This is a genomic window from Mesorhizobium sp. B2-1-1 (assembly GCF_006442975.2).
GTDB lineage: Bacteria > Pseudomonadota > Alphaproteobacteria > Rhizobiales > Rhizobiaceae > Mesorhizobium.
This window is the reverse complement of sequence record NZ_CP083954.1, coordinates 3,196,993-3,220,757: the sequence shown is the minus strand read 5'-3', so window position 1 is coordinate 3,220,757 and position 23,765 is coordinate 3,196,993. Positions and strand designations below refer to the sequence as shown.

At 63.9% G+C, this 23,765-nt stretch carries 19 protein-coding genes; 6 read left to right on the top strand and 13 right to left on the bottom strand.

The features are described from left to right. Window positions 1-134: 134 nt before the first annotated feature. From FJ972_RS15735 to FJ972_RS15705, 7 genes are all read right to left on the bottom strand, one after another. Window positions 135-779 carry a cytochrome c oxidase assembly factor Coa1 family protein gene (locus FJ972_RS15735; protein WP_140495678.1) on the bottom strand — a complete coding sequence of 215 codons (645 nt, stop codon included), beginning with the start codon at window positions 777-779 and terminating at the stop codon, window positions 135-137. A 135-nt stretch (window positions 780-914) separates the two neighbouring features. Further along, window positions 915-2,294 (bottom strand): aspartate aminotransferase family protein, encoded by a 1,380-nt coding sequence (locus tag FJ972_RS15730; protein ID WP_140521088.1) that lies wholly within the window; start codon window positions 2,292-2,294, stop codon window positions 915-917. A gap of 49 nt (window positions 2,295-2,343) precedes the next feature. Further along, complete coding sequence (locus FJ972_RS15725; RefSeq protein ID WP_140495676.1) at window positions 2,344-2,484, bottom strand: capsid protein; 141 nt, start codon at window positions 2,482-2,484, stop codon at window positions 2,344-2,346. 67 nt (window positions 2,485-2,551) lie between these two features. Further along, the gene (locus FJ972_RS15720; protein WP_140521089.1) at window positions 2,552-4,612 is read right to left on the bottom strand and encodes a prolyl oligopeptidase family serine peptidase; all 2,061 of its coding nucleotides are present in this window, start codon (window positions 4,610-4,612) and stop codon (window positions 2,552-2,554) included. 104 nt (window positions 4,613-4,716) lie between these two features. Next, the gene (locus FJ972_RS15715; protein ID WP_140521090.1) at window positions 4,717-5,877 is read right to left on the bottom strand and encodes an MFS transporter; all 1,161 of its coding nucleotides are present in this window, start codon (window positions 5,875-5,877) and stop codon (window positions 4,717-4,719) included. Window positions 5,878-5,971: 94 nt separating this feature from the next. Then, window positions 5,972-7,147 carry an MFS transporter gene (locus tag FJ972_RS15710; RefSeq protein WP_140521091.1) on the bottom strand — a complete coding sequence of 392 codons (1,176 nt, stop codon included), beginning with the start codon at window positions 7,145-7,147 and terminating at the stop codon, window positions 5,972-5,974. A 165-nt stretch (window positions 7,148-7,312) separates the two neighbouring features. Then, complete coding sequence (locus FJ972_RS15705) at window positions 7,313-9,202, bottom strand: phospholipase D-like domain-containing protein (RefSeq protein ID WP_140521092.1); 1,890 nt, start codon at window positions 9,200-9,202, stop codon at window positions 7,313-7,315. 216 nt (window positions 9,203-9,418) lie between these two features. Between FJ972_RS15705 and FJ972_RS15700 the strand changes: the two genes are divergently transcribed. The 4 genes from FJ972_RS15700 (at window position 9,419) to FJ972_RS15685 (ending at window position 15,590) form a co-directional block, all read left to right on the top strand. Further along, window positions 9,419-10,996 carry a trimethylamine methyltransferase family protein gene (locus FJ972_RS15700; RefSeq protein ID WP_140521093.1) on the top strand — a complete coding sequence of 526 codons (1,578 nt, stop codon included), beginning with the start codon at window positions 9,419-9,421 and terminating at the stop codon, window positions 10,994-10,996. Window positions 10,997-11,160: 164 nt separating this feature from the next. Further along, on the top strand, window positions 11,161-11,646 hold the full coding sequence (locus FJ972_RS15695; protein WP_140521094.1) for an endonuclease domain-containing protein: 486 nt from the start codon (window positions 11,161-11,163) through the stop codon (window positions 11,644-11,646). Next, entirely contained in the window at window positions 11,643-14,225 is a 2,583-nt protein-coding gene (locus FJ972_RS15690) for a GcvT family protein (RefSeq protein WP_140521095.1), read from the top strand. Before FJ972_RS15695 ends, FJ972_RS15690 begins: the two co-directional genes overlap by 4 nt. A gap of 9 nt (window positions 14,226-14,234) precedes the next feature. After that, complete coding sequence (locus FJ972_RS15685) at window positions 14,235-15,590, top strand: M24 family metallopeptidase (protein WP_140521096.1); 1,356 nt, start codon at window positions 14,235-14,237, stop codon at window positions 15,588-15,590. On the opposite strand, the gene FJ972_RS15680 is transcribed toward FJ972_RS15685, so the two are convergent. Both FJ972_RS15680 and FJ972_RS15675 read right to left on the bottom strand, forming a co-directional pair. Next, the gene (locus FJ972_RS15680) at window positions 15,555-16,385 is read right to left on the bottom strand and encodes a phosphate/phosphite/phosphonate ABC transporter substrate-binding protein (RefSeq protein ID WP_140521097.1); all 831 of its coding nucleotides are present in this window, start codon (window positions 16,383-16,385) and stop codon (window positions 15,555-15,557) included. The genes FJ972_RS15685 and FJ972_RS15680 overlap by 36 nt on opposite strands. Window positions 16,386-16,476: 91 nt before the next feature. Beyond that, a complete protein-coding gene (locus tag FJ972_RS15675) occupies window positions 16,477-17,484 on the bottom strand; it encodes a fatty acid desaturase (protein ID WP_140521098.1) in 1,008 nt (335 codons plus the stop codon). A gap of 229 nt (window positions 17,485-17,713) precedes the next feature. Here FJ972_RS15675 and FJ972_RS15670 point away from each other — a divergent pair, with 229 nt between their 5' ends. Both FJ972_RS15670 and bmt read left to right on the top strand, forming a co-directional pair. Further along, window positions 17,714-18,571, top strand: a complete 858-nt coding sequence (locus FJ972_RS15670; RefSeq protein WP_140521099.1) for a helix-turn-helix domain-containing protein — start codon at window positions 17,714-17,716, stop codon at window positions 18,569-18,571. Between the two features lie 116 nt (window positions 18,572-18,687). Next, on the top strand, window positions 18,688-19,710 hold the full coding sequence (gene bmt, locus FJ972_RS15665) for a betaine--homocysteine S-methyltransferase (RefSeq protein ID WP_181171550.1): 1,023 nt from the start codon (window positions 18,688-18,690) through the stop codon (window positions 19,708-19,710). 16 nt (window positions 19,711-19,726) lie between these two features. Here bmt and FJ972_RS15660 read toward each other — a convergent pair whose 3' ends face one another. From FJ972_RS15660 to FJ972_RS15645, 4 genes are all read right to left on the bottom strand, one after another. After that, entirely contained in the window at window positions 19,727-19,990 is a 264-nt protein-coding gene (locus tag FJ972_RS15660) for a hypothetical protein (RefSeq protein ID WP_181169919.1), read from the bottom strand. Between the two features lie 208 nt (window positions 19,991-20,198). Continuing rightward, window positions 20,199-22,313 carry a vWA domain-containing protein gene (locus FJ972_RS15655; RefSeq protein ID WP_140521101.1) on the bottom strand — a complete coding sequence of 705 codons (2,115 nt, stop codon included), beginning with the start codon at window positions 22,311-22,313 and terminating at the stop codon, window positions 20,199-20,201. A gap of 2 nt (window positions 22,314-22,315) precedes the next feature. Further along, window positions 22,316-22,876, bottom strand: coding sequence for an RNA polymerase sigma factor (locus tag FJ972_RS15650; protein WP_140516325.1), 561 nt, complete (start codon window positions 22,874-22,876; stop codon window positions 22,316-22,318). Between the two features lie 147 nt (window positions 22,877-23,023). Continuing rightward, window positions 23,024-23,761 (bottom strand): dienelactone hydrolase family protein, encoded by a 738-nt coding sequence (locus tag FJ972_RS15645; protein ID WP_140521102.1) that lies wholly within the window; start codon window positions 23,759-23,761, stop codon window positions 23,024-23,026. Window positions 23,762-23,765 lie beyond the last annotated feature (4 nt).

Here is a 23,765-nt window from a genome sequence, read left to right as displayed (position 1 = left end):
GCGCTCCGGATCAGGTCTCGCGTACCGGAGCCCGTAAGTTTCGCCAAGTGTTTGCGTAGCGAAACGCCAAGCGTATCTGGCAAAGCCGCGTTCCCGGTGGGGCGCGGTTTTTGCGTTCCAGGATCCGACATCCCTCATATTCCGATTGCCGCGTTCGGGATCGGCACGTGATCTTCATTGGTCAGCACGATCGGCGCATCGGCGCCCTCGACCCGGACCACGAGCAGGTGCGTGCTCCACGTGCCTGCATTGCGAACAAGATGCGAAAACACCGTGCCCTTTCCCTTGGCGCCGTGGATGGGAATGCTGAACTGCGCGTCACCCGTCCCATCTGCGTTGACGTTGAGATGGCCGCCGACCCAGAAATTGGCGGTCACGTCGTCGCCGATAGCGGCTTTCACCCGGGTATCGGCGCGAACGACCTCCATGGTCATGTGATAGGCGTCACTGCCTTTGATCATGAAAGGGATGCCGCCGACCATCGTCGCGCAGCCCCCGATACTAAGCACCCAGACGGCAAGACCGGCGATCGCCCAGTTGCGCTGCGTTCTGCGGAACTGCTCGGCATCGCGCCACACCCGGTTCCGCCATGCCCAGCGGCTGCCGCGCGCGCCGAGCACGAAGATCATGACGATGTTGACGATCGGGATCAGCGCCAGCAGGGCGATGAAGGTGGAGTTGCCGATGCCCCAGATCCAGTTGAGGAAGAAGGCGCCCCAATTCCAGCGATCGAGCTCAGCCGGGATTTCGGCGGGCTGGTTGAGCGGTTGTCCGGCCATCGCGTTCCCCGTCGGCAAAACTGCCTTGGCGGGTTGTAACCGATAGCGCCGGCGACCGGAACCCTCGGTCGTCTGGGACCGGCATTGGGTCACCGACGGCCGGGCGTCTCGATCACGAACGCCCGGCCATTTCTTTTACCGTTTGCGCAGATCCGCTTGCGCCAGGTCGAGCGCCTTGCCGACACGCTCGCAGGCCATATCAATCGTGTCGTGGGTCCAGATCAGCGGCGGTGAGAGGATCATTGTGTCGCCGGTGGCGCGCAGCATCATGCCGTTGGCGATCGCATGGTCGCGCACGGTCACCGCGGCACTTCCAGCCGGCAGGAACCGCTCCTTGGTCGCCTTGTCCTTGACGATCTCGATCGCACCCATCAGCCCGATCGAACGCACCTCGCCGACCAGCTCGTGCCCGGCGATGCGCTCTTGCAGCGCCTTGGCGAAATAGGGCCCGGTGTCGCTCCTGACGCGGTCGACCAGACCCTCCCGCTCCATGATCTCCAGGTTCTTCAGCGCCACGGCGCAAGCCACGGGGTGGCCGGAATAGGTATAACCGTGATTGAACTCGCCGCCCTTCTCGATCAGCGTCGAGGCAATGCGATCGCCGACCAGCAGCGCCGACAGCGGCTGGTAGCCCGACGTCAGCGCCTTGGCGGTGGTGATGGTGTCGGCCTCGATGCCAAGCGTCTGCGCGGCAAACCATTCGCCCGTGCGGCCATAGCCGGTGATGACCTCGTCCAGCATCAGCAGCACATCGTATTTGCGGCAGATGCGCTGTATCTCGGGCCAATAGCTTGCCGGGGGGATCTTCACGCCGCCGGCTCCCATCACCGGCTCGCCAATGAAGGCGGCGACCTTGTCGGCGCCGGCTTCGAGGATGGCGTCCTCGACCGCCTTTGCCGCGCGCAGGCCGAAATCATGATCGCTCTCGCCCGGCAGCGACAGCTCATAGGCGTACGGCGTCATCACATGGACGATGTTGGGCACCTCTCCGTTGAGCTGCTTGTGCATGGCGTCCATGCCGCCGAGCGACGTGCCGGCGATGGTCGAGCCGTGATAGGCCATCTTGCGCGAGATGACGCGGTTCTTCTGCGGCTTGCCTTCGAGCACCCAATAGTGGCGCACGAGCCTGAGCGCGGTGTCGTTGGCTTCCGAACCGGAAGAACCATAGAACACCTGGTTGATGGTCTTCGGCGCGATCTCCGCCAGCTTCTTCGACAGAAGCACAGGCGTCGGTGTCGAGCATTTAAAGAAGGAATTGTAGTAAGGCAGCTCCTTCATCTGCGCATAGGCAGCCTCGGCGAGCTCGTCGCGGCCATAGCCGATATTGACGCACCACAGCCCCGCCATGCCGTCGAGAAGTTCGTTCCCTTCGGAATCGTAGATGAAGGGACCGTTGGCGTGGGTGATGATGCGCGATCCGGCCTCGCGCAGTTCCCTATGGTCGGTGAACGGGTGCAGATGATGCGCGGCATCGATCTGCTGAAGCTGCTTCAGCGAATAATTTTGATAGGTCATGGATCTGATCTTCCTCTGGAACCAATCCGGCTGCGCCGGGGCGGATTCTTCAGAGGATAGCGGGTGGCGAATAGCCTATGCGGGCGCAAAGCCGCAAAAGCTCGGCGCGCAACGTGCGCAGCGACGGCGTCACCGCGCCCCCAAATGCCCGAACCCCGAAAAGGCCGGCCAATGTCACCACGGGAGCCATGAAGGCACCTTAGAGCAAAGAAGGTTCGAGGTGAACCACCCTTCGCTCCGGTCCGAAGGCTTTCGGTTCAGCCCTTCCCGCCCAGCGTCCTCTGCAGGAAAACGTACTTCATCGCGGCCTGTGCCGCCTGCGGCCGGCGGTCGCCGCGGCCGCCATGGCCGCCCTCGGTCTCTTCGAAGAAGAGCGTCCCGGCGTGGCCGGCCTCCTGCAGGCGGGCGGCCATCTTGCGCGCATGGCCGGGATGCACCCGGTCGTCGGCGGTCGAGGTGGTGAGCAGCACCGGCGGATAGGCACCGGCCTCGACATGCTGGTAAGGCGAGTAGGCGGCCAGCCAGGTCGCATCTTCCGGCTTCGACGGATCGCCATATTCGGCCATCCACGACGCGCCGGGCGGCAATTCGGTGTAGCGCAGCATGTCGAGCAGCGGCACCTCGATGATCACGGCGCCGAACAGCTCCGGATGCTGCGTCAACGAGACGCCCGTCAGCAGGCCGCCATTCGAGCCGCCCTGGATGCCGAGCGAGGCAGCTGTCGCAATGCCGCGCCTGACGACATCCTGCGCGACCGCCGCGAAATCGTCGAAAGCGTTCTGCCGGTTGCCCTTGAGCGCTGTCTGGTGCCAGGCCGGGCCGAACTCGCCCCCGCCGCGGATGCAGGCCTGCACATAGGCATTGCCCTTCTCCAGCCACAGCCTGCCGCGCACGCCGGCATAGCCAGGCAGCAAAGGCACTTCGAAGCCGCCATAGCCGTAGAGCAGCGTCGGCACCGGGCCCTTCTGGTCACGCCGCCTGACGACGAAATAGGGGATCATCGTGCCGTCCTTCGAGCGCGCCTCGAACTGTTCCGAGACGAGCTGCGAAGCATCGAACCGCGACGGCTGCGACTTCACTGTGGCGAGCGTCTCGCCATTGTCGTCGGACCAGATGATCGAACTCGGCGTCAGGAAATCGGTGAAAGAGAAGGAGACGCTGGCGCCGAAATGTTCGGCATGGCTGATGCCTACCGTGCCGTTTTCCGGCAATGCGACCGGTTTCAGCGACCAGGCGCTGTCCCTGCGTTCGCAGGCCACAACCTTGCCGCGCACATTGTCCATCAGGCTGATGAACAGGTGGTCCTGCGTCCTGGCGAGAGCGGCGATGGACACGCGATGCGCCGGCGCGAGCAAGGTCTCGATGGCGCCGAAACTGCCGGTCTCGATCCAATGAGCGAAATCGAACGAATAGAGCCCGTCCGGCCGGCAGGCCGTTCCATCCTGCGCCGTCCAAGGCGTACGCACGCCAAACACCATCTGGTCCTCGAAGAGCGCCGTGTCGGTAACGTCGTCAGGCAACGGAATGCGTCTGTTTTCACCTGACGGGAGACGCAGGAAACTGTGCGATGCAAAGAAGTTGAGCGTCCGCGTTAGAAACAAATGCCGCTTCTCGCCATCGAACTCCAGGCCGGCGCCGACGGCGAGGTCTTCCTTCTGCGCTTCGAAGATCGGCGTCGCGTCTTCAAGGTCCGTGCCGCGCGTCCACAATTTGACGACGCGCGGGTAGCCGGATTCGGTCTTGTCGGCCTCTTCGAAGGCTGCCGAGACGATCACCGTATCCTTGTCGAGCCAGCCGAAACCGGACTTGGAAGCGGGCGCGCGAAAACCGTCCTCGACGAACGATTTGGCGGCGATGTCGAATTCGCGCATCTCGCTGGCGTCACCGCCATCAGGCGACATCGAAACCAGGCAGCGGTTGAAATCGGGGTAGAGCCGGCTGGCGCCGCCGAACACCCACTTCACTCCCTCCTTCGCCGCGAGCTGGTCGAAGTCGATGATGGTTTCCCAGTCCGGTCTGTCGGTCTTGTAGGAAGCCACCGTCGTGCGGCGCCACAGGCCCAACACATTGGTCTTGTCCTGCCAGAAATTATAGACGTAGCCGTTGAGCGCGGAGCCAACGGCTATGTTGTCCTCGGCGGTCATCAGATCGAGCGCGGTTTCGAACGACGCCTGGTAGGACGGATCGCCCTGCAATTGCGCCACCGTGACTTCGTTCTGGCGATGTACCCAGTCGAGCGCCTCCTTGCTCGTCCTTTCCTCCAGCCAAAGAAAGGGATCATCGGTCGCCAAGCCAGGCTTTGTCGTCGAAATGGTCATGGGGGTCTCCGGGAAATCGGGGGGCGGCCCTGCCTACATCGCGTCAAAGGGCGCCGGATTCAAGGTGTTGAAGCCGCGTCATCGCGGCAGATCGCTTCAGGCCGTCACACGATCCGCCGCCGGATGACGGTCGCAGCCGCCAGCGCCAGGCAGATCGCGCCGAGCGTCACCGGCAGGCCGCTCGCGCCGATCCCGTCCATCACGCCGCCCGCAAGCGGCGGGACGAGGATGCCGCCGACGCCCCACATCAGGGAGAAAGCGGCATTGCCGGCAATTAGCGCCGAGCCGCTGAAACGCTCGCCGAGTTCGATGATCGCCATCGTATAAATGCCGTAGGACACCGCGCCCCAGACGAAGATCATCGGCCAGACCAGCGGCGTTTCGATCAATAGCGGCAGCAGCAGACAGCCGAGCAGCGTCAGCACCAGGCAGATGAACCGCACCAGGCGCGCCGTCAGCCGCTCGGCCAGCAGGCCGAGCGGCACCTGCATGGCGATGTTGCCGGCGATCATCGTCGACAGCAGGGCCGACATGCGGTTCTCGGCGATGCCGTAATGCGTGCCGTAGACGGGCAACAGCGCCAGCACCGCCTGCTCGAAGCCGGCAGCCACGATTACTGCCGACAAAAGCAGCCAGGCGAGCGGCATGAAGCCCATCACCGAAAGCCGATGCCCGGCTTCGTCGACCTTAGGCAGGCGCCCGACCACCAGGGCGAGGCACCCGCCGCAGAAGATGAAAGCGGAAATGCCGACCAGGAATGGCGGCCAGCCCTCCGTACCGACGGCCAGCAGGCAAAGCGGCCCGGCGGCGAAGCCGGCCGAGATGATCGTGGAATAGACGCCCATGATGCGGCCGCGCCGGGCCGGCGGCGCCAGCGCGATCACCCAGATTTCGCTTAAGACATAGAGCGGATTGGTCACCGCGCCGATCAGGAACCGCAGCGGAAACCAGAGATAGACGTTCTGTGTCCAGCCGATCAGCGCCAGCACGACCGCCGAAAGCGCCGCGCAGGTCAGCGCCGTGCGCCCTGCCCCGAACCGCCGCGCCAGTGACGGGATGAGCGGCGACGAGACGATGAAGCCAATCGGCGTCATCGCCGCCGACAGGCCGATCATGACAGGCGAAACGCCCTGCCGCTGCAGGATGAAGCTCAAGAGCGGATAGGACAGTCCCTGCGCGATGGCGAACACCGACACGGTCGCGATCACACCGGTGATCGCTGCCCACTGCATCGTCTCGTCGCGCTTCGGTTCCACCCGGTCCATGATCCACATCGCCTCTCGGCTGCAGGCTTAGCGTTTCGACCCGATAGCCGTAAGCCCCAAAGCCCGAACCCACGCTTGTTCCGGCCAAACCCTGTCAGGAGCCTCTGCGGCTGGCCGATCTGTAGAGCACGAAGGCGACCAGCAGCGCGTCCAGGCCGACGATCACCGCCGGCAATCCCAAAGGCCCGATCGCCTGCATCAGCAGACCGGCGCTGGGCGGACCGACAATGCCGCCAACGCCCCACAACAAGGCGAAAGCGGCGTTGCCGGTGACCAGCAGCGAGCCCTTGAACCGGCTGCCGAGTTCCACCAACGCCATCGTGTAGACGCCATAGCCGACCGCTCCCATCACCAGCAGCACCGCCCAGATCAGCGGCGTCGTGATCAGCAGCGGCAGCAGAAGCGCGCAAACGGTGGTCGCCACCGCACAGGCCAGGATCATGGGGCGGCCGCCGAAGCGTTCGGCGAGCAGGCCGAGCGGGATCTGCAGCAGGATATTGCCCAGGGATAACGCCATCACCAGAGCGGCGAGCACGGCTTCCGGCAAGCCATAGCCGGCGCCGAAGACCGGAACCAGCGCATAGGTGCTTTGCTGGACCGCTGCCGAGACCAGCACCGCCAGCAGCAGCGCCGGCGCCAGCCGGGCAAAACCGACAAAGCTGCCGGCTGGCTGGCCGTCATCCTCGAAACCGGTGAGCTTTGAGGAGACAAGGCGCAGAATGACGGCGCAGAGCACGAACCCGCCAATGCCGACGCTGAAGGGAGCCCAGCCCGACGTGCCGAGCAGGGTCAGTGTGAAAGGCCCGGCCGCGTAGCCGGCCCCCATCAGCGTGTTGAACACGCCCATCACCCGGCCGCGTCGCGCCGGCGGCGCCAGCGACAGCGCCCAAACCTCCCCGAGGATATAGAGCGGGTTGATGACCACGCCGATGATGAAACGGAGGACGAACCACGCCACCCAATCCTGCAGATAGCCGATGCCCACGAAGCACAGCGCACCGATCAGCGAGCAGCCGACGGCGAGCGTGCGGGCGCCGACCAGCCGCACGGCAGCCGGCACGAACGAGGCAGACAAGATCAAGCCAACCGGCATCATCGCCGCCGACAGGCCGATCAGGCCCGGCGACATGCCTTGCTTCTGCATCAGCAGCGTGAACAGCGGCGAGCTCAGCCCTTGCGCGGCGCCGAACATCGCCAGCGCTGCGGTGACGCCGGCGAGCGCTGCCCACTGCGTTGCCGCTTCGCCTTGGCTCGAGCCGGTCGCGACCATGCTGCCGTTCCATGAGTGAATCGCCGACCTGCGGATCGGCAAGCCATCAGCTACCGGTTCGATCACGGGAAAGGAAGGGCCGGACAGCGAAATCCGCTTGCGCCAACGGCCGGCGCCGTGCACCGGAAGGCTCGCGTCAAAAGCCGCCAGCACCCGCCGGCAGCACTATGGAAAATACCGTGCGATCGCGCCTTTCCTGCCTTGCGCGTAAGGCTTCAGCCACTTGTCGTCGATGGAGAGCCCATCGTCATCCGAAGGTCCCTTGCCGATGGTCCTGCGCCAGGCGCGGAACTTGTAGTGGTCGAACACGTCGAGCATATGCACGGCATAGGCCGCGGCGAAGGTCTTGTCGCCTTCGACGATCACCATGTTCTCGTCATTCTCGTAGGAAGCCTTGTAGCCGAGGTTGTGGCTGCCGGTGACGACCGTCGCGTTGTCCTCCATCGGATCGATGATGACGATCTTGTCGTGCACGATGGCATGGCCGACGGTCAGCACCTCCGCCTGGAAATCGCGGGCGATCGTGGCGCCGGTCAGGTTCGCCGCCCGCACGATGGAAACGTTCGGCACCTCCCAGACCTTCTCCGGATAGACGAAGGGCGACTTGCCGTCCCTGTTCGACTTGTGGGTGACCGTATCCTTGGTCGGCGCGACATAGTTGGGCATGGCGGTCTCATCGCTGATCGCCCCTTGCACGATCAGCTTCGGATCGGCCCTCGCCGCCGCCACCGCCTGGTCGACGATCGAATTGTCCCCGAGCCGCGAAGGATTGAACACCAGGAACAGCACGGCGCGCTTGGCTGCCTTGATGCGGGCGAAGAGGTCCTCGAGATCGACCGGCCGCACCGAGATGTCCTTCTTGTTGCGCTCGGGATCATTGGGCGAGAACCACACCGTCATGCCGTCCAGCGCCGCCGTGGCGCCGCTGAGCGGGTTTGGCCTGTGGTTCTCCCTGCGAAACGGCACGCCTTGCGTCTGCGCGACATGGCCGGCGGCACTTTCCGTGGCCGGCGGCGGGAACAGGTCGGCCTTCATGCGCTGCCAGTAGGCGTCGAATATCTCGGCCATCGCCGGGTCGTCGCGGATGAAGGCGTTGTTGGATTGCCCGCAAATGCCCATCGAGGTCCAGTTGGTGCTGCCCGTCATCACCGATTGCGGCTTTCCCTGGGCATCGCGATAGACGGCGAACTTGTTGTGGCCGATATGGTTGTTGTTGAACAGGCGATCCGTCATCGCGACGCCTGCGTCGTGCAGCCGCTTCCTGTAAGGCGCGTTGCCAGCGTCCCAGGCCTTCGTCTGGTCATCCCTGCCCGAGTTGGAAAGAATGACCTCCACGACATCCCTGGCGGCAATGATTGCGTCGCACAGTTCGTCGTCGCCAAGCTCGTAGAGCGCAAGCCTGACCGTGCCGCCTTCGGCCTTGGCCCGCTTCAGCAGGCTGGTCAGCACATCAGGCACGTCGCCATGCAGGTAGGCGCGTATCTTGCTGGTCGGGTCCTGCAGCACAGCCCTGATCTTGTCGCGCTGCCCGAGCTTGATGCCGGCCTCGGCCAGCGCGCGCGACATCCATTGCGTCGACAGCACGCCATTCGTGAAGGCGACGCGCGCCTTGCCGAACATCTGGCCGAGGAAGATCGGCGGACTGACCGCGCCCCGGCCGAGATAGCCCAGCGGCCGCGCTGGGCCGGTATAGGTCTTTTCCGGGCGCACCGGCACGGGATCGAGCCCGGCCTTCATATCGCCGACCGGACGCACCCGGTAGGCGATCATTTCGCCGTCTGGCCTGACATCCAGGCTGTCGCGGCGCCGCCGGACAGTGAGATCGCGCCAGAATGTCTTCTGCACCGGCCAGACGCCGGTATCCTGGGGGATCCAGTCCTTGTTGCGCTGTCCCTTGAAGGGCACCCAGGAAGCCAGGCAACGCTCCTCGCCGGTGTCGGGATAGAGGCGAACGATCTCGAAGCCCAGGCAGCCCGGGATCATCCCGTCGAGGTCCCAGGAGAGGAACGCGACTTCGTTGTTGGTGGCGGCACGCACTTTGACGACGTCAGGCATGGCTCTCCCTCCGGAGATATTCGACGCACAAGTTTATCAGAAGCAAAAGACGATACTGCAACGAATGGCGCCCCCTTATCCGCGGGCCCGCCTCGGGACCACGCAGCTGCCGTTCCGGCATGTCGCTTCCCTCGCTCTAGTGGTCGCCGCCTCCGCAATGGCCGGACAGCCGCCGGTCCATTATGCCGCCCACTTTCGCATCGTACGAGGCCCCTCATGACCGCCGCCCTTCAACCCGCCGAACCGGCATTGGCAACCGATCGTGCCCGCCGCGGCGGCCGCGCCGGAAAACGCGCAGGCGGCTCGGCCGCGTTCGAGCAGCCGCCGTTCCGCCAGCTGAAAATCCCGCTCCAGCCGACCAAGCTGGTTTCCGACGACGAGCTGGAATCGATCCACCTGGCCTCGCTGCGGGTGCTGAAGGAGATCGGTGTCGACGTCCTGCATGACGAAGCCCGCCGCATCATGAAGGAACATGGCGCCGACGTGCGCGAAGGCAGCGAGCGCGTGCGCTTCGACAGCGACATGATCCTCGATCTGGTGTCGCACTGCCCACCTGAATTCACCATCCATGCCCGCAACCCCGCGCACAATGTGCGCTTCGGCGGCGACAATCTGATCATCTCGATGATGGCCTCGGCGCCCAATTGCTCGGACATCGATCGTGGCCGCCGGCCCGGCAACCAGCAGGACTATCGCAATTTCCTGCGCCTGGCGCAGATGCACAACATACTGAACTGCACGGGCGGCTATCCGGTCGAGCCGATCGACATCCACCCCTCCGTCCGCCACCTCGAATGCATCCGCGACCTCGCCACGCTGACCGACAAGGTGTTCCACATCTATTCGCTCGGCAAGGAACGAAATGTCGACGGCATCGAGATCACCCGTATCGCGCGCGGCATCAGCCACGAGCAGTTGCTCGAAGAACCGTCCGTTTTCACCATCATCAACACCAATTCGCCGCTGAAACTCGACGTGCCGATGATGGAAGGCATCATCCAGATGTCGAGCAAGGGCCAGGTCGTCATCGTCACGCCGTTCACCCTGTCGGGCGCCATGGCGCCGGTGACCATTGCCGGCGCGCTGGTGCAGCAGAACGCCGAGGCGTTGTCCGGCATCGCGTTTGCCCAGATGGTCAGGAAGGGCGCGCCGGTCGGTTATGGCGGCTTCACCTCCAATGTCGACATGAAGTCGGGTGCGCCCGCCTTCGGCACGCCCGAATACATGAAGGCGCAGCTCGTCGGCGGCCAGCTGGCCCGCCGCTACAACATCCCCTACCGCACCTCCAACACTTGCGCCGCCAACACGGTCGACGCACAGGCCGCCTATGAAAGCGTGTTCTCGCTGTGGGGCGCCATCCAGGGCGGCGGCAATTTGATGATGCACGCCGCCGGCTGGCTCGAAGGCGGCCTGCGCTGCTCCTACGAGAAGACCATCCTCGACATCGACCTGTTGCAGATGGTGGCGGAATTCTTGACCCCGCTCGACCTGTCCGAACAGGCGCTTGGCTTCGACGCCATCCAGTCGGTCGGCCCCGGTGGCCACTTCTTCGGCACACAGCACACGCAGGATCGCTACAAGACCGCCTTCTACTCGCCGATCCTGTCCGACTGGCGCAATTTCGAGACCTGGGCCGAAGCCGGCTCGCCGACGGCGCTCGAAAAGGCCAACAAGGTATGGAAGGAGCGGCTGGCCTCCTATGACGAGCCCTACATGGACCCGGCGATCCGCGAAGAGCTCAACGCCTTCGTCCAGAAACGCCGCGCCGAAGGCGGCGCGCCGACCGATTTTTGATCGTCTGCGTTGTTGATGAACTGATCACGCGTATGGATTCGATGAACGGTCGACCCCCACTCCGTCGAGCTGCGCTCGACACCTCTCCCCCGATCGACGGGGAAGAGGAAGGGCGCGGACTTGGCCAGGCTGGCTCCCTTCCTCTCCCTCCGGAGGGGGGAGAGGTGGCGCTGCGAAGCAGCGACGGAGTGGGGGAAGCCGCTCGTAAAACCCGCAGTCGCCGAAAGTCAGTTACAACCCAGAGAACCAGGAAACTCAGGCAAGGCAACAATCAGGCCGAAGCACTGCTTTGGCTCGAGCTGAAAACCCGCAAACTTGGTAGCTACAAGTTCACGCGACAGTTCTCTATCGGACCATATTACGCCGACTTCTGTTGCCGCGAAAAATGGCTGATCGTCGAGCTCGACGGCTCACAGCACGCCGACAGTTCCTACGACCGCCGCCGTGACGATTTCATGCGCGCCCAAGGCTACTCGATCCTGCGCCTCTGGAGCTATGAAGTCCTGAAACACCGTACTCCCGTGTGCGAAACCATCCTCGCCGCGCTCGACGACAGGCTGGTCGAAAACATCGCTGCATCCGACCTCCGCTTTGTTTTCATACCGCACTCACCCGATTCAATCTCTTCAAAAACGGACCTAGCTTCATGAAATCCCATGTAAAAGCGGTTGTCATCGGCGGCGGCGTCGTCGGCTGCTCGGTGCTCTATCACCTGGCAAAGGCCGGCTGGACAGACATCATGCTGATCGAGCGCTCGGAGCTCACCTCCGGCTCGTCCTGGCACGCGGCGGGCGGCTTCCATACGCTCAACGGCGACCCCAACGTCGCCAAGCTGCAGGCCTACACCGTGCAGCTCTATAAGGAGATCGAGGAGCTTTCCGGCCAGTCCTGTTCGCTGCACCTGACCGGCGGCGTGATGATGGCCGATTCGCCCGAGCGCATGGACTTCCTGCGGCTTGCCCACGCCAAGGGTCGCTACCTCGGCATGGATACCGAGCTGATCACGCCATCCGAGGCCAAGGCGATGTTCCCGCTGATGGACGAGACGAATTTCGTCGGCGCCATGTGGGATCCGGTCGAAGGCCATCTGGATCCGTCCGGCACCACGATTGCGTACTCGAAAGCGGCGAAGAAACTCGGCGCCGAGATCGTGCTGCGCAACCGCGTCGTCGAACTGACGCAGCAGGTCGACGGCACCTGGAACGTCATCACCGAACAAGGCACGGTTCACGCCGAGCATGTCGTCAACTGCGGCGGCCTGTGGGCGCGCGAGATCGGCCGCATGGTCGGCCTCGAGCTGCCGGTGCTCGCCATGGAGCATATGTATCTCTTGACCGAGCCCATGCCGGAGGTCGAGGAATTCAACAAATCGACCGGCCGCGAGATGATCGGCGTGATGGATTTCAAGGGCGAGATCTACACCCGCCAGGAGCGCAACGGCATCCTGCTCGGCACTTACGAAAAGGCGTGCAAGCCGTGGTCGCCGGTCAACACGCCCTGGGATTTCGGCCACGAGCTGTTGCAGCCCGACCTCGACCGCATCGCGCCGTCGCTGGAGGTCGGCTTCAAGCATTTCCCCGGCATCGAGAAGGCCGGCATCAAGCAGATCATCAACGGTCCCTTCACTTTCGCATTGGATGGCAATCCCCTGGTCGGCCCGGTGCAGGGCCTGACCAACTTCTGGTGCGCCTGCGCCGTCATGGCCGGCTTCAGCCAGGGCGGCGGTGTCGGCCTGGCGCTGTCCAACTGGATGGTGCATGGCGATCCCGGCTTCGACGTCTGGGGCATGGACGTCGCCCGCTTCGGCGAATGGGCGAGCCTGCGCTACACCAACGCCAAGGTGCGCGAGAACTATTCGCGCCGCTTCTCGATCCGCTTCCCCAATGAGGAACTGCCGGCAGCACGCCCGGCGCAGACGACGCCGCTCTACGACACCATGCTCGCCAACAACGCCGTCATGGGCGACTCCTGGGGCCTTGAGACCCCGCTATGGTTCGCGCCGAAGGGCAAGGAGCCCAAGGATATCGTGTCCTTCCACCGCTCCAACGATTTTGGGCCGATCGGCGAGGAAGTGCGCGCCACGCGCGAGCGCGTCGGCGTCACCGAAATCGCCAACTTCGCCAAATACGAAGTCTCCGGACCAGGGGCGGAGGATTTCCTCAACCGGCTGATGACCAACCGCATGCCGAAGGCGGGCCGCATCGTGCTGACCCCGATGATCAACGAATTCGGCAAGCTGATCGGCGACTTCACCATCGCCAAGGCCGCGGAAGACCGCTTCATGATCTGGGGCTCGTCGGCCGCGCAGAAATATCACATGCGCTGGTTCGAAAAGCACCTGCCGAAAGATGGTCCAAGGGCGTCAGAGGTTCGCATCCACCGCTTCGACCAGACGCTTGTCGGCCTGTCGATTGCCGGACCGAAGTCGCGGGATCTCCTGCAGAAGCTGGTCGATGTCGACATCTCGACCAAGGCCTTCCGCTTCATGGATTTCCGCGAAATGGCGGTCGGCGGCGCGCCCTGCATGGTCAACCGCATCACCTATACCGGCGACCTCGGCTACGAGATCTGGATGGCGCCGGCCTATCAGCGCTTGGTTTACAAGGCGATCAGGGACGCAGGCGAAGAATTCGGCCTGGTCGATTTCGGCATGCGCGCCCTGCTCTCCATGCGCCTGGAAAAGAACTTCCCGACCTGGTTCCGCGAATTGCGCCCGATCTACGGACCGTTCGAAGGCTCGATGGACCGCTTCATCAAGCTGGAGAAGAACGACTTTATCGGCCGCGACGCGGCCGCCAGGGAACGGGCCGAAGGACCGAAGCTGCGCCGCGTGTCCTTTATCGTCGAGGCGGCCGACGCCGACGTGATGGGTGACGAGCCGATCTGGGCCAAGGTCGGCAAGGACTACGGTACGGTGGAAAAGCCGCATGGCTTTGGCGCGCCGCGCTTCGATGCGGCCGGCAAGGAAGTGCGGGGCTCCAAGGCGGCACAAGGCGCATCCGCCGTGCGCGGCATCGTCGACGGCGACTGGCGCGTGGTCGGTTGGGTCACCTCCGGCGGCTATGCCCACTACGTCCAGAAGTCGATGGCGCAGGGCTACGTGCCGGCGGCGCTGGCCCAGGATGAAAGCGCCGGCCTGTTCGAGATCGAGATTCTCGGCCATCGCCGTCCGGCCCGCATCAATGTCGAGGCGCCGTTCGACCCGAGCGGCGAGAAGATGCGGAGCTGAGGTTTCGCCATGGACAGCGCGGCGCCAAAGGGGAGCTTCGGCCGCCACCGCAAGATCATGCCGTTTGTGCCGGGCTCGATCGAGGCGCTGCGCGAGGCCTCCCGCCGGAAGGCGGCTGATCTCAACCAGCATGTGCTGGGCTACGGCGCGACAGCCGAAGCGGAATGGGCGGCGGCAGGCATTGCCGCCCCCGACCTGGCCAAAATGCGCAAATATCGGCTGGAGCGCATCCGCACGGAGCTGAGGCGCCGGGGCTACGCCGGCGCGCTGCTCTACGATCCCGTCAACATCCGCTATGCGGCCGATTCCACGAACATGCAGCTTTGGGTGGCGCACAACCCGACACGTCATTGTTTCGTCGCCACCGAAGGGCCGGTGGTGCTGTTCGACTATTTCTCCTGCGAACATCTGTCGGACCATTCCGGCGTCGTCGACGAGGTTCGCCCCGCCGTCTCGTGGATGTATCTCTACAGCGGCGAACTCACCGAGCAGAAGGTCCGCCGCTGGGCGGCCGGGATCGCCGATCTGGTGCGGGAACATGGCGGCGGCAACAGCCGCATCGCGGTCGACCACATCAACCCGGAAGGCGTCGAGGAACTTGCGCGCCTCGGCATTTCCATCGGCAATGGCGAAGCGGTGATGGAGAATGCGCGGCTGGTCAAATCCCCGGACGAGATCCTTGCCATGCGCCGCGCCATCGTCGCCTGCGAGGCGGCAATGGGCGAGATGGAACAGGCGCTGAAGCCCGGCACCTCTGAGAATGAATTATGGGCCGAACTGCACCGCGGCAACATTGCCCGCGGCGGCGAATGGATCGAGACGCGGCTGTTGGCATCCGGCCCGCGCACCAATCCCTGGTTCCAGGAATGCTCCTCGCGCCTCATCGAGGCGGGCGATCTCGTCGCCTTCGACACCGACCTGATCGGCCCCTACGGCTTCTGCGCCGACCTGTCGCGCACTTGGCTGTGCGGGGATGTGAAGCCAACCGACGAACAACGCGATCTTTTCCGCATCGCCGCCGACCAGATCGCGCACAATACCGAATTGATACAGCCGGGCACCTCCTTCCGCGACCTTGTCGACCGCTCGGCGGTGCCGCCCGGCGACTGTTTCCCGATCCGCTATGGTGTGCTCTACCATGGCGTCGGGCTGGCGGACGAATACCCGACCTTGCCGCATGCCGACGACTGGACATCGGATACGCCCGACGGCGTGATCGAGCCAGGCATGGTGCTGTGCGTGGAGAGCTATATCGGCAGGCTCGGCGGGCGCGAGGGTGTCAAGATCGAGGAACAGATCCTGGTCACCGGCACCGGCAACGAAAAGCTTTCAACCTATCCGCTGGATGCGAGGCTGCTCGGCTAAGCCGGCAAGGGCCTCGCGCATCGCGGCAACCGTTTTTTCCGGCGTCGCTTTCGCGGTGATGAAGGGCAGGCCCTTGCGCAGGCCCGTCCAGCCGACGACCTTCACCTGGCTGGCCGCCGGCTCGAAGCGCTGCGCCAGCGCCCAGCTCTCGCAGTCGATCGCCGCGACATCGGCCCTGCCCTCGGCCACGGCGACGATCGAAGCGCGATGTCCGCCGCTTTCGCTGCGCGAGGAAAACACATCAAGGCTTTCGCCCAACGCCTCCAGGTCGCGCGTCGGCGCGATGATACCGGACATGGAATCGAGGCTGTTGAAGGTGAAGCGCTTGCCCCGGATCAGATCGAGCGGGATGACGGGCCTGCCATTGCCAGGCGCAGGCACCGACGCCTTGCCGTCCGCCCGCATCACCAGCGCGCTCGAATAAAGCTCGCCCTGGCCGCCTTCGTAGACGTCATAGCTCGGCTGGCCGACAACCTGCACATGGCTGGCCAGGCCAAGCTCCATTGGCCCCCAGCAAGTCTGCGCGAACAGCAGTGCGGGATGCAGCCAGAGCTGGTGAAAATCGAGCGCGTCCGGCGGCAATGTCGCGGGGTCGGGCGCGATCAGAACGCCGGTGCCACTATGAATGCCACCCGGCACCGGCGGCAGATCGCCGTTGCGGCGAATGACGGTCTCCGGCGCATCGATTATCCCCCCTTGACGGAAGGCATCGCGCAGCAGTGCCCATTGGTCGTCGACCTCGCGACGCACTTCCGGCCAGTCATACATCGGCAGCGCTGCAACGAATTCGCTCATGCCGGGATCTGACCATTAAATCTGGAGAGAGGTTCACAAAAACGCGGCGTCGGATTTGAGATAGCCGACACCGTCCGTCGTGTCGCGGGCTTCATTCCTTGGGCGGCTCGGCCGGGACTGGCGCGGTGCCGAGCCCGCTGATGCTGCGCGCCCTGACGCGCGGCTTGAACGCCCTGCCCGGCTCCGGCTGGCGCCGCAACACCGGATGCACGATCGGCTCCTTGGCCTTGAAAGCATAGGACCTGATCAGCGCGAAATAGTTGGGATAGGCATAGCCATTGTTCATCCGCAGCCATTCCTCGCGACGCTCGCGAAACAGCTGAGGCAGTCTGTACCAGGCCACCGTCGGGGTCTTGTGGTGGACGAAGTGCAAATTGTTGTTGAGGAACAGGAACGACAGCGGCGAGCGCTCGATGATCACCGTGCGGCCTTCGGGATGCTCGGACCATTGATGCTCGGCAAAGGTGCGGATCGCGATCAGCGACTGGCCGAGCCACACCGGGAGAATATAGAGCCAAAGCGGAATGCCAAAGCCGAACTGCACGATCGGCGCCACGACGGCGAGGCCGATCGCATGCAGCAGCCAGGCTTTGCGGATGGCCTTGTCGCCGGCCATTATGTGCTTGGCGTCGTCGATGAAGAAGCCGATGCAGGACAGCCAGGGACCGAGAAAGAACCGGCCGGCCATGGTGTTGTTGATCCTGAGCAGGAATTTCATTGCTCGCGGCAGGTCGTCATGCTGCCAAAGCGCCTGGTAGTAGCTTTCCGGATCGTCGAGCGGATCGGTCAGGCGCTCGTCGGCATGGTGGCGCAGATGAAGCGTCTTGAAGCGGCGGAACGGCCAGACCACACCGATCGGCAGGAAGACGAAAGCCTCGTTGATCAGGGCATTGCGCGTCGGATGGCCGTGCAGCACTTCGTGCATGATCGACGACTGAAGTGCCAGGATGAAACCGAGGAGAGCGAGCGCGAAGATCGGATAGGACGGCCAGAGCAGTAGACCGGTGGCAAGCCATGCTCCGTAACAGAAGAAAGCGAGGGCTGCGGTTGGCCACTCGATGGCCGGTGTATTGCGTCGCCTTATGCTCTTGCCAGTCATGCTATCGACCACTGCCCCTCAGTCGCCGGAACCCCAGCGGCTCCTGACAGCATAGTGTCAGGAGAAACGATTCCACTCAACGAGACAAAGTGTACAAAATGTTGCGATTGCGCATTTTCAACCGCACATGTTACAGATTGTAAACAGACCCAGGGATTCATTTACGCCTGGAGCGCCTCGTCAGGACGTCTCGGCGAAAATTTTTCCTCATGATTCGGAGACTTGGAAGATGGACAAACGAGATCTGTCAGCAATCTTTCGGGAGCGTCTCAAGTTGCTCCTGACACGGTCCGACCTCAACCAGTCCGCCTTCGCCACCGCCGTCGGCATCGATCGGTCGGCGCTGTCACAGCTGATGTCCGGCGCGTCGACGCGATTGCCGCGGGCCGAAACGCTGCTCAATATCGCGGCCGAGTTCAAGGTGTCGCTGGATTGGCTGCTCGGCCTCAGCCAGGACGAGGGCGTCACCGGTGAAATCCGCGAAAGCCTGGAGATCGAGGAAGCCCCCGACGGTTTTGACCGCACGCTTCTGGCCAGATGGTTCGCCGAGGCCGCGGGCACCAAGATCCGCTATGTGCCGGCCGGCATCCCCGATCTTCTGCGGACGCACGCGCTGGTCGACTATGAGGCAAACATCACCAACAGGAGCAGGCTCGCACAGGCCAGCGAGACCCAATACCGCATCGAATACAACCGGCGCCCAGAGACCGACATGGAAGTCTGCATGCCGCGTCACACGCTGGAGATTTTTGCACGCGGCCTAGGCGTCTGGGATCGCTTTCCGGAGGCCGATCGTCGGCAGCAACTCGCCCATATGGCGACGCTGCTTGATGACCTCTATCCGACTTTCCGCCTGTTTCTCTACGACGGCCGCATGCGCTATTCGATCCCGCTCACCATTTTCGGACCCTACCGCGCCGCCATCTATGTCGGCGACATGTATGTCGTGCTGAATGCCACCCAGCCGGTCCAGGCATTGACCCGGCATTTCGACAATCTGATCCGGGCCGCCGACGTCAACCCGCATGAGGCAGCAAGCTTCGCGCGCAATCTGGCCGGCATGTCGTTCCCATCAGGTTCCGCATGACAGTGGGCACCCGTAACCGCGCCCTTCAACTGCGACTCCGCCGTCGCTATTTTATTGACTGGACATAAAGACTTCTTTATATCCTTATTCGAATTCAGAATGTGAAAGCCAATCCGATGACGACGACCAACCCGATCGACGCGCTGCTGGCGCAAAAAGGCGTGCTTTTGGCTGACGGCGCCACCGGCACCAATTTGTTCGCAATGGGTTTGGAGGCTGGCGAGGCGCCGGAGCTGCTGAACGAGACCAAGCCCGACACCATCACCAGCCTGCACCAGAATTTCGTCGACGCCGGCGCCGACATCATCCTGACCAACTCCTTCGGCGGCACCCGTCACCGGCTGAAGCTGCATCATGCGCAGGACCGCGTGCACGCCCTGAACAAGCGCGCCGCCGAGATCGCCCGCGCGGTTGCCGACAAGGCCGGCCGCAAGGTGATCGTTGCCGGCTCCGTTGGCCCTACCGGTGAGTTGCTGGTGCCGCTTGGCGCCATGACCTATGACGAGGCGGTAGACGCCTTCGCCGAGCAGATCGAAGGCCTCAAGGAGGGCGGCGCCGAAGTCGCCTGGATCGAGACCATGTCGGCGCCCGACGAGATCCGTGCCGCCGCCCAAGCGGCGATCCGCGTCGGCCTGCCCTATACCTATACCGGGTCTTTCGACACAGCCGGCCGCACCATGATGGGCCTGCTGCCGAAGGACATACACGGCGTCGCCGACGGCTTGTCGCAAGCACCGCTCGGCGTCGGCGCCAATTGCGGCGTCGGCGCTTCCGACATCCTCGCCTCGCTGCTCGACATGACGCAGGCGAAACCGGAGGCAACCGTGATCGTCAAGGGCAATTGCGGCATTCCCGAATTCCGCGGCACCGAGATCCATTATTCCGGCACGCCCGAATTGATGGCCGACTATGTGCGCCTTGCCGTCGACGGGGGCGCGAAAATCATCGGCGGCTGCTGCGGCACCTCGTTCCAGCACCTGGCCGCCATGCGCAAGGCGCTCGACGCCCACACCAAGGCGGATCGTCCGACCGTCGAGACGATTGTCGAGCGCATCGGTCCGATGCGCAACAAGGTGGCCACGGCGAACAGCGCCGAGACCAGCGAGGCCCGCCGCGAGCGTCGTCGCAGCCGGGCCTGAAGCCACCGCTTTCTAATTATTCGCTGTTGTCGGCGTAGCTCGACTGCGCCGATTTGAGATCGACGACATTGTCGCCGCGCATCGTCATCAGCGCTCCGGATGAAACCGGATCGGTGATCTGCTCCAGCATAATGCGGAAACGGTCGTTGGTCAGAGCCGACATGGCGGTGTGGCGCGCCTGCGCGACATCGTCGCCGATGCGCCTGGATTCGGCTGATTGGGCGGCCGCCGAAGCGTCCCGTGCCGGCGGTGTCGAGTTGGCGGTAGTCCTGATCTGCAATTCCGGCTCCCTCAGCCCCACACACCTATCCGGCGTAACAAGAGGAAATTGCGATCCGGTACCGGAAATGCCGCGCAATTTAACAATCGCAAATTCCGCAAAAAACGGGCCGGCAGGGAATGCCCCCTCGCCGGCCTCGCCTCACCCGCCCATGGCCGGTTTTCCCATCAGAACGACCCCATCTGGAAGAAACCGACCGTCATCAACATCAGCGGTTGCCGCCCAGCGCCGAGGCAAGGCGCACAAGCGAGAGGAACTCGGACCTGTACCCAAACGGGTCGGCTCCCCGGGCGGCTGTGGCGATCTCCAAGATCTTGTCGTAGCCGAACTTCGCCGTTGCATCCTCCTCGCGCAGTTTCTGGCCGAAGGCCGCGACCGCGACGGAGAAACGCTGGTCGGTGGTGGCCTGGTCGAAAGACGCAACCTCGTTGGCCGACGTCACCGGCGTGGTGATCAGCTTCGAGAGGTCCTCGTTGGGCAGCTTGTAGCGTATCTTGACGAAGGCGTATTCGTCCGCATTGGCGACGCCACCATTGTTCACCGCGGCCTGGCCATAGCGAAGCGGTTCGATCTGTTCGCCGCCGCTGCCCTTGGGCGTGATCTCGTAGATCGCGGTGACCGAATGGCCCGAACCGATCTCGCCGGCATCGACGCGGTCATTGTTGAAATCCTCGCGGTTCAAGGCGCGGGTCTCATAGCCGATCAGCCTGTACTCCGAGACCTTGGCGGGATTGAACTCGACCTGGATCTTCACGTCCTTGGCGATGGGGAACAGCGTCGAGGAGGCATCCTCCACCAGCACCTTTTCCGCCTCGGCCAGCGTGTCGATATAGGCGGCGGTGCCGTTGCCGTTCTGCGCGATGGTCTGCATCATCTGGTCATTCAGATTGCCGCGGCCGAAACCGAACACCGACAGGAAGACGCCGCTCTTGCGCTCTTGTTCGATCAGGCGCTTGAGATCGTCGTCGTCGCTCTGGCCGACATTGAAGTCGCCGTCGGTGGCGAGCATCACGCGGTTGACCCCGTCCTTGATGAAGGACTGCTCGGCCAACTTGTAGGCCTCCTTGATGCCGGCCTCGCCGGCCGTCGAGCCACCCGGCTGCAAATTGTCGATGGCGTTGAGGATCTTGTCCTTCTCGGCAACCTTTGTCGGCATCAGCACCGTGCCGGCATCGCCGGCATAGGTGACGATCGAGATGGTGTCGTCGGCCTTCAGCTTGCTGACCAGCAGCCGGAATGCCGACTTGAGCAGCGGCAATTTATCCGGTTCGTCCATCGAGCCCGAGACGTCGATCAGGAACACCAGATTGGCCTTGGGCTGCTCGGCCGGCTTGACGTCGAAACCCTTGATGGCGACATGCATCAGCTTGCTGTGCGCGTTCCACGGCGTCGGCATGACGCTGACGGTCGAATTGAACGGCGTCGACACCGCATCCGGCCCCTTCCAGTCATAGGGGAAGTAGTTGATCATCTCCTCGACCCGCACCGTGTCGGCCTGCGGCAGGAAACCCTCCTTCAGCGAACGGCGCACGAAGGAATAGGAAGCGGTGTCGACATCGATCGAAAAGGTCGAGACCGGGTCCTCGAGTGCCGAATGCACCAGATTGGTCTTGAAATCCTGGACGCGGTCGCGATTTTCCTCCGGTGGTGCGATCTGGTCCGCCGGCGCCACGGCCGGCTGCTGCGGTGCTATCATTTTGGACATGCGTGCGGCTCGCGACGTGCTGGGCGCGGCAGTGCTATCCAGGGCGAACTCGCCCGTTGGGGCAGGTGGCGCAGGTTCCGCCGGCGCAACCTGTTCCTGCGCATTCTGCGGCGCCAGGCCTCCAGCAACGGCCGATTCGGATCTGCTCGGCGCCGCCAAGGCCTCCGTTTCGTCGCGGCTTTCTGCGTCGGTCTTCTTGTCTTTCTCAGGCGCGCTCGTTGCGAGCGGTTTGTCGATCGCCTGATCGCCCGTGGCCTGTTTAGCCAGCGGCTTCACCGTGGCGGGCTTGTCGGCCAGCGTCTCGGTGATCTTTTCGCCGCCGCCGAAAGTGGACGGCTGTTCCCTCAGCATATGGAAAGTGGCGTATCCGGCAATCGGCAGGGCGACGAGCCCGGCAATAGCCGGCGTGGCAATGAGTTTCTTTTGCATGATTTCGCTCCAGAGCTTTCGTGCTCGCTCTGTGAGACGAAGACCGCCGGCCGATCCTTGGCTGACGGCGGAAATATTTTCCTCATCATAGGCGCGCAAGGCGGCCTCGAAGGCGCGCGCCTTCGCGCTCTCGCCGGGAGCCGGGATCACTATGTCGCGCAGCCTCTTGAGTTCGTTCTCGTCGACCATGGTCACACTTCCCCGGCTGAACGCATGAGCGTCTTCAGCCGTTTCTTCGCTTCATGGATGTGCCAGGAAACCGTCGTCTCCGAGATCGCCATCGCCTCGGCGGCGGCCGCGTGGCTCAAGCCCTCGCCATAGACCAGCAGCACGGCGTCGCGCTGCTTGTCGGGCAGTCGCCGCACCGCGGCCCACAGCGCCTCGGCAAGATCCTCGTTCTCGGCCGGAGCCTCGCCCGAAATCAGCGCATGGACGCCATAGGCTTCGGTCTTGACCGTCTCGCGGGCGCTCTTGCGCATCATGTCGCGCGCGGCGTTCAGCGTCATGGCATAGAGCCACGTGGTGAAGGCGCTGCCGCCGCGATAGTCGCGGATCGCCTTGCCGAGCCGGACGCAGACTTCCTGGGCGATGTCTTCGGCGTCCGCCTTCCGACCGCACCAGCGGTAGGCGGCGCGATAGACGAAGTCATAGTGCCTTTCGAGCAACGCGCCGAAAGCTCCCCTGTCTCCGCCCTTCGCCCGCCCGATCAGTTCGGCGTCGGAGGCTTCGCTCTCATCCAGCATCATCGCCATCATTTGCCTGTTGGACGAAGGCTAATGGCCAATCCTTGGGGTGAGGGAAAGATTTTTTTACTGGTACCTCTTCCTTCTCCCCGTTCTACGGGGAGAAGGTGCCCGAAGGGCGGATGAGGGGCGGCGCCGACCTCTCGAAGATTGGCTTTACCCGAGCGTCTCGGAAAACAGGGTGATCAACCGGTTCCAATGCCGCTCGGCGCCATCTTCGTTGTAGACGCTGTGGTCCGGCACGCACCAGCCATGCGCCATGCCGACATAATTCTCCAGCACGTAATCGACTTCCGCCGCCCTGAACGCCTCGGCCAGCCGCGCCGACTGTTCGGGCGGAAAACTCCTGTCGACGCCGGCCATGCCGACATGGACGCGTGCCTTGACCGACCCCGCCTTGCGGTGCGGACTGTCGGCCGCGTCGGTGGCGAGATTGCCGCCATGGAAACTGGCCGCCGCCCTGATGCGATCCGGATAGGAGGCGGCTGCGTTCAGCGCCCGCGCGCCGCCCATGCAATAGCCGACAACGCCGATCGGCCCGGTGACGCCTTCGGCAGCGAGTGCGTCGAGGAAGGCGCCGCTGTCGGCAATCGTCATCTCCTGCGTCGTGCCGCTGATCAGCGCCATTAGCGGCACCTTGGTTCTCTCCTCGACGAAGGCGGTCTTGGCATCGAAAGGACCGTAGGGCGCGTTGCGATAGAAGAGATCGGGCACCAGAACCGCGTAGCCCTCCTCCGCCAGCCGCTCGGCCATGCCGTCGAGCGCAGGGCGCGGGCCGAAGGCATCCATATAGAGGATGATGCCGGCCTTGGGCGGGGAAGCGTTGGCCGGGCGGAACAGCCCCGCCCTCGCCGTGCCGTCCCTGGTCTTGATCTGAAGGTCCTGTTTCGGCATCGCC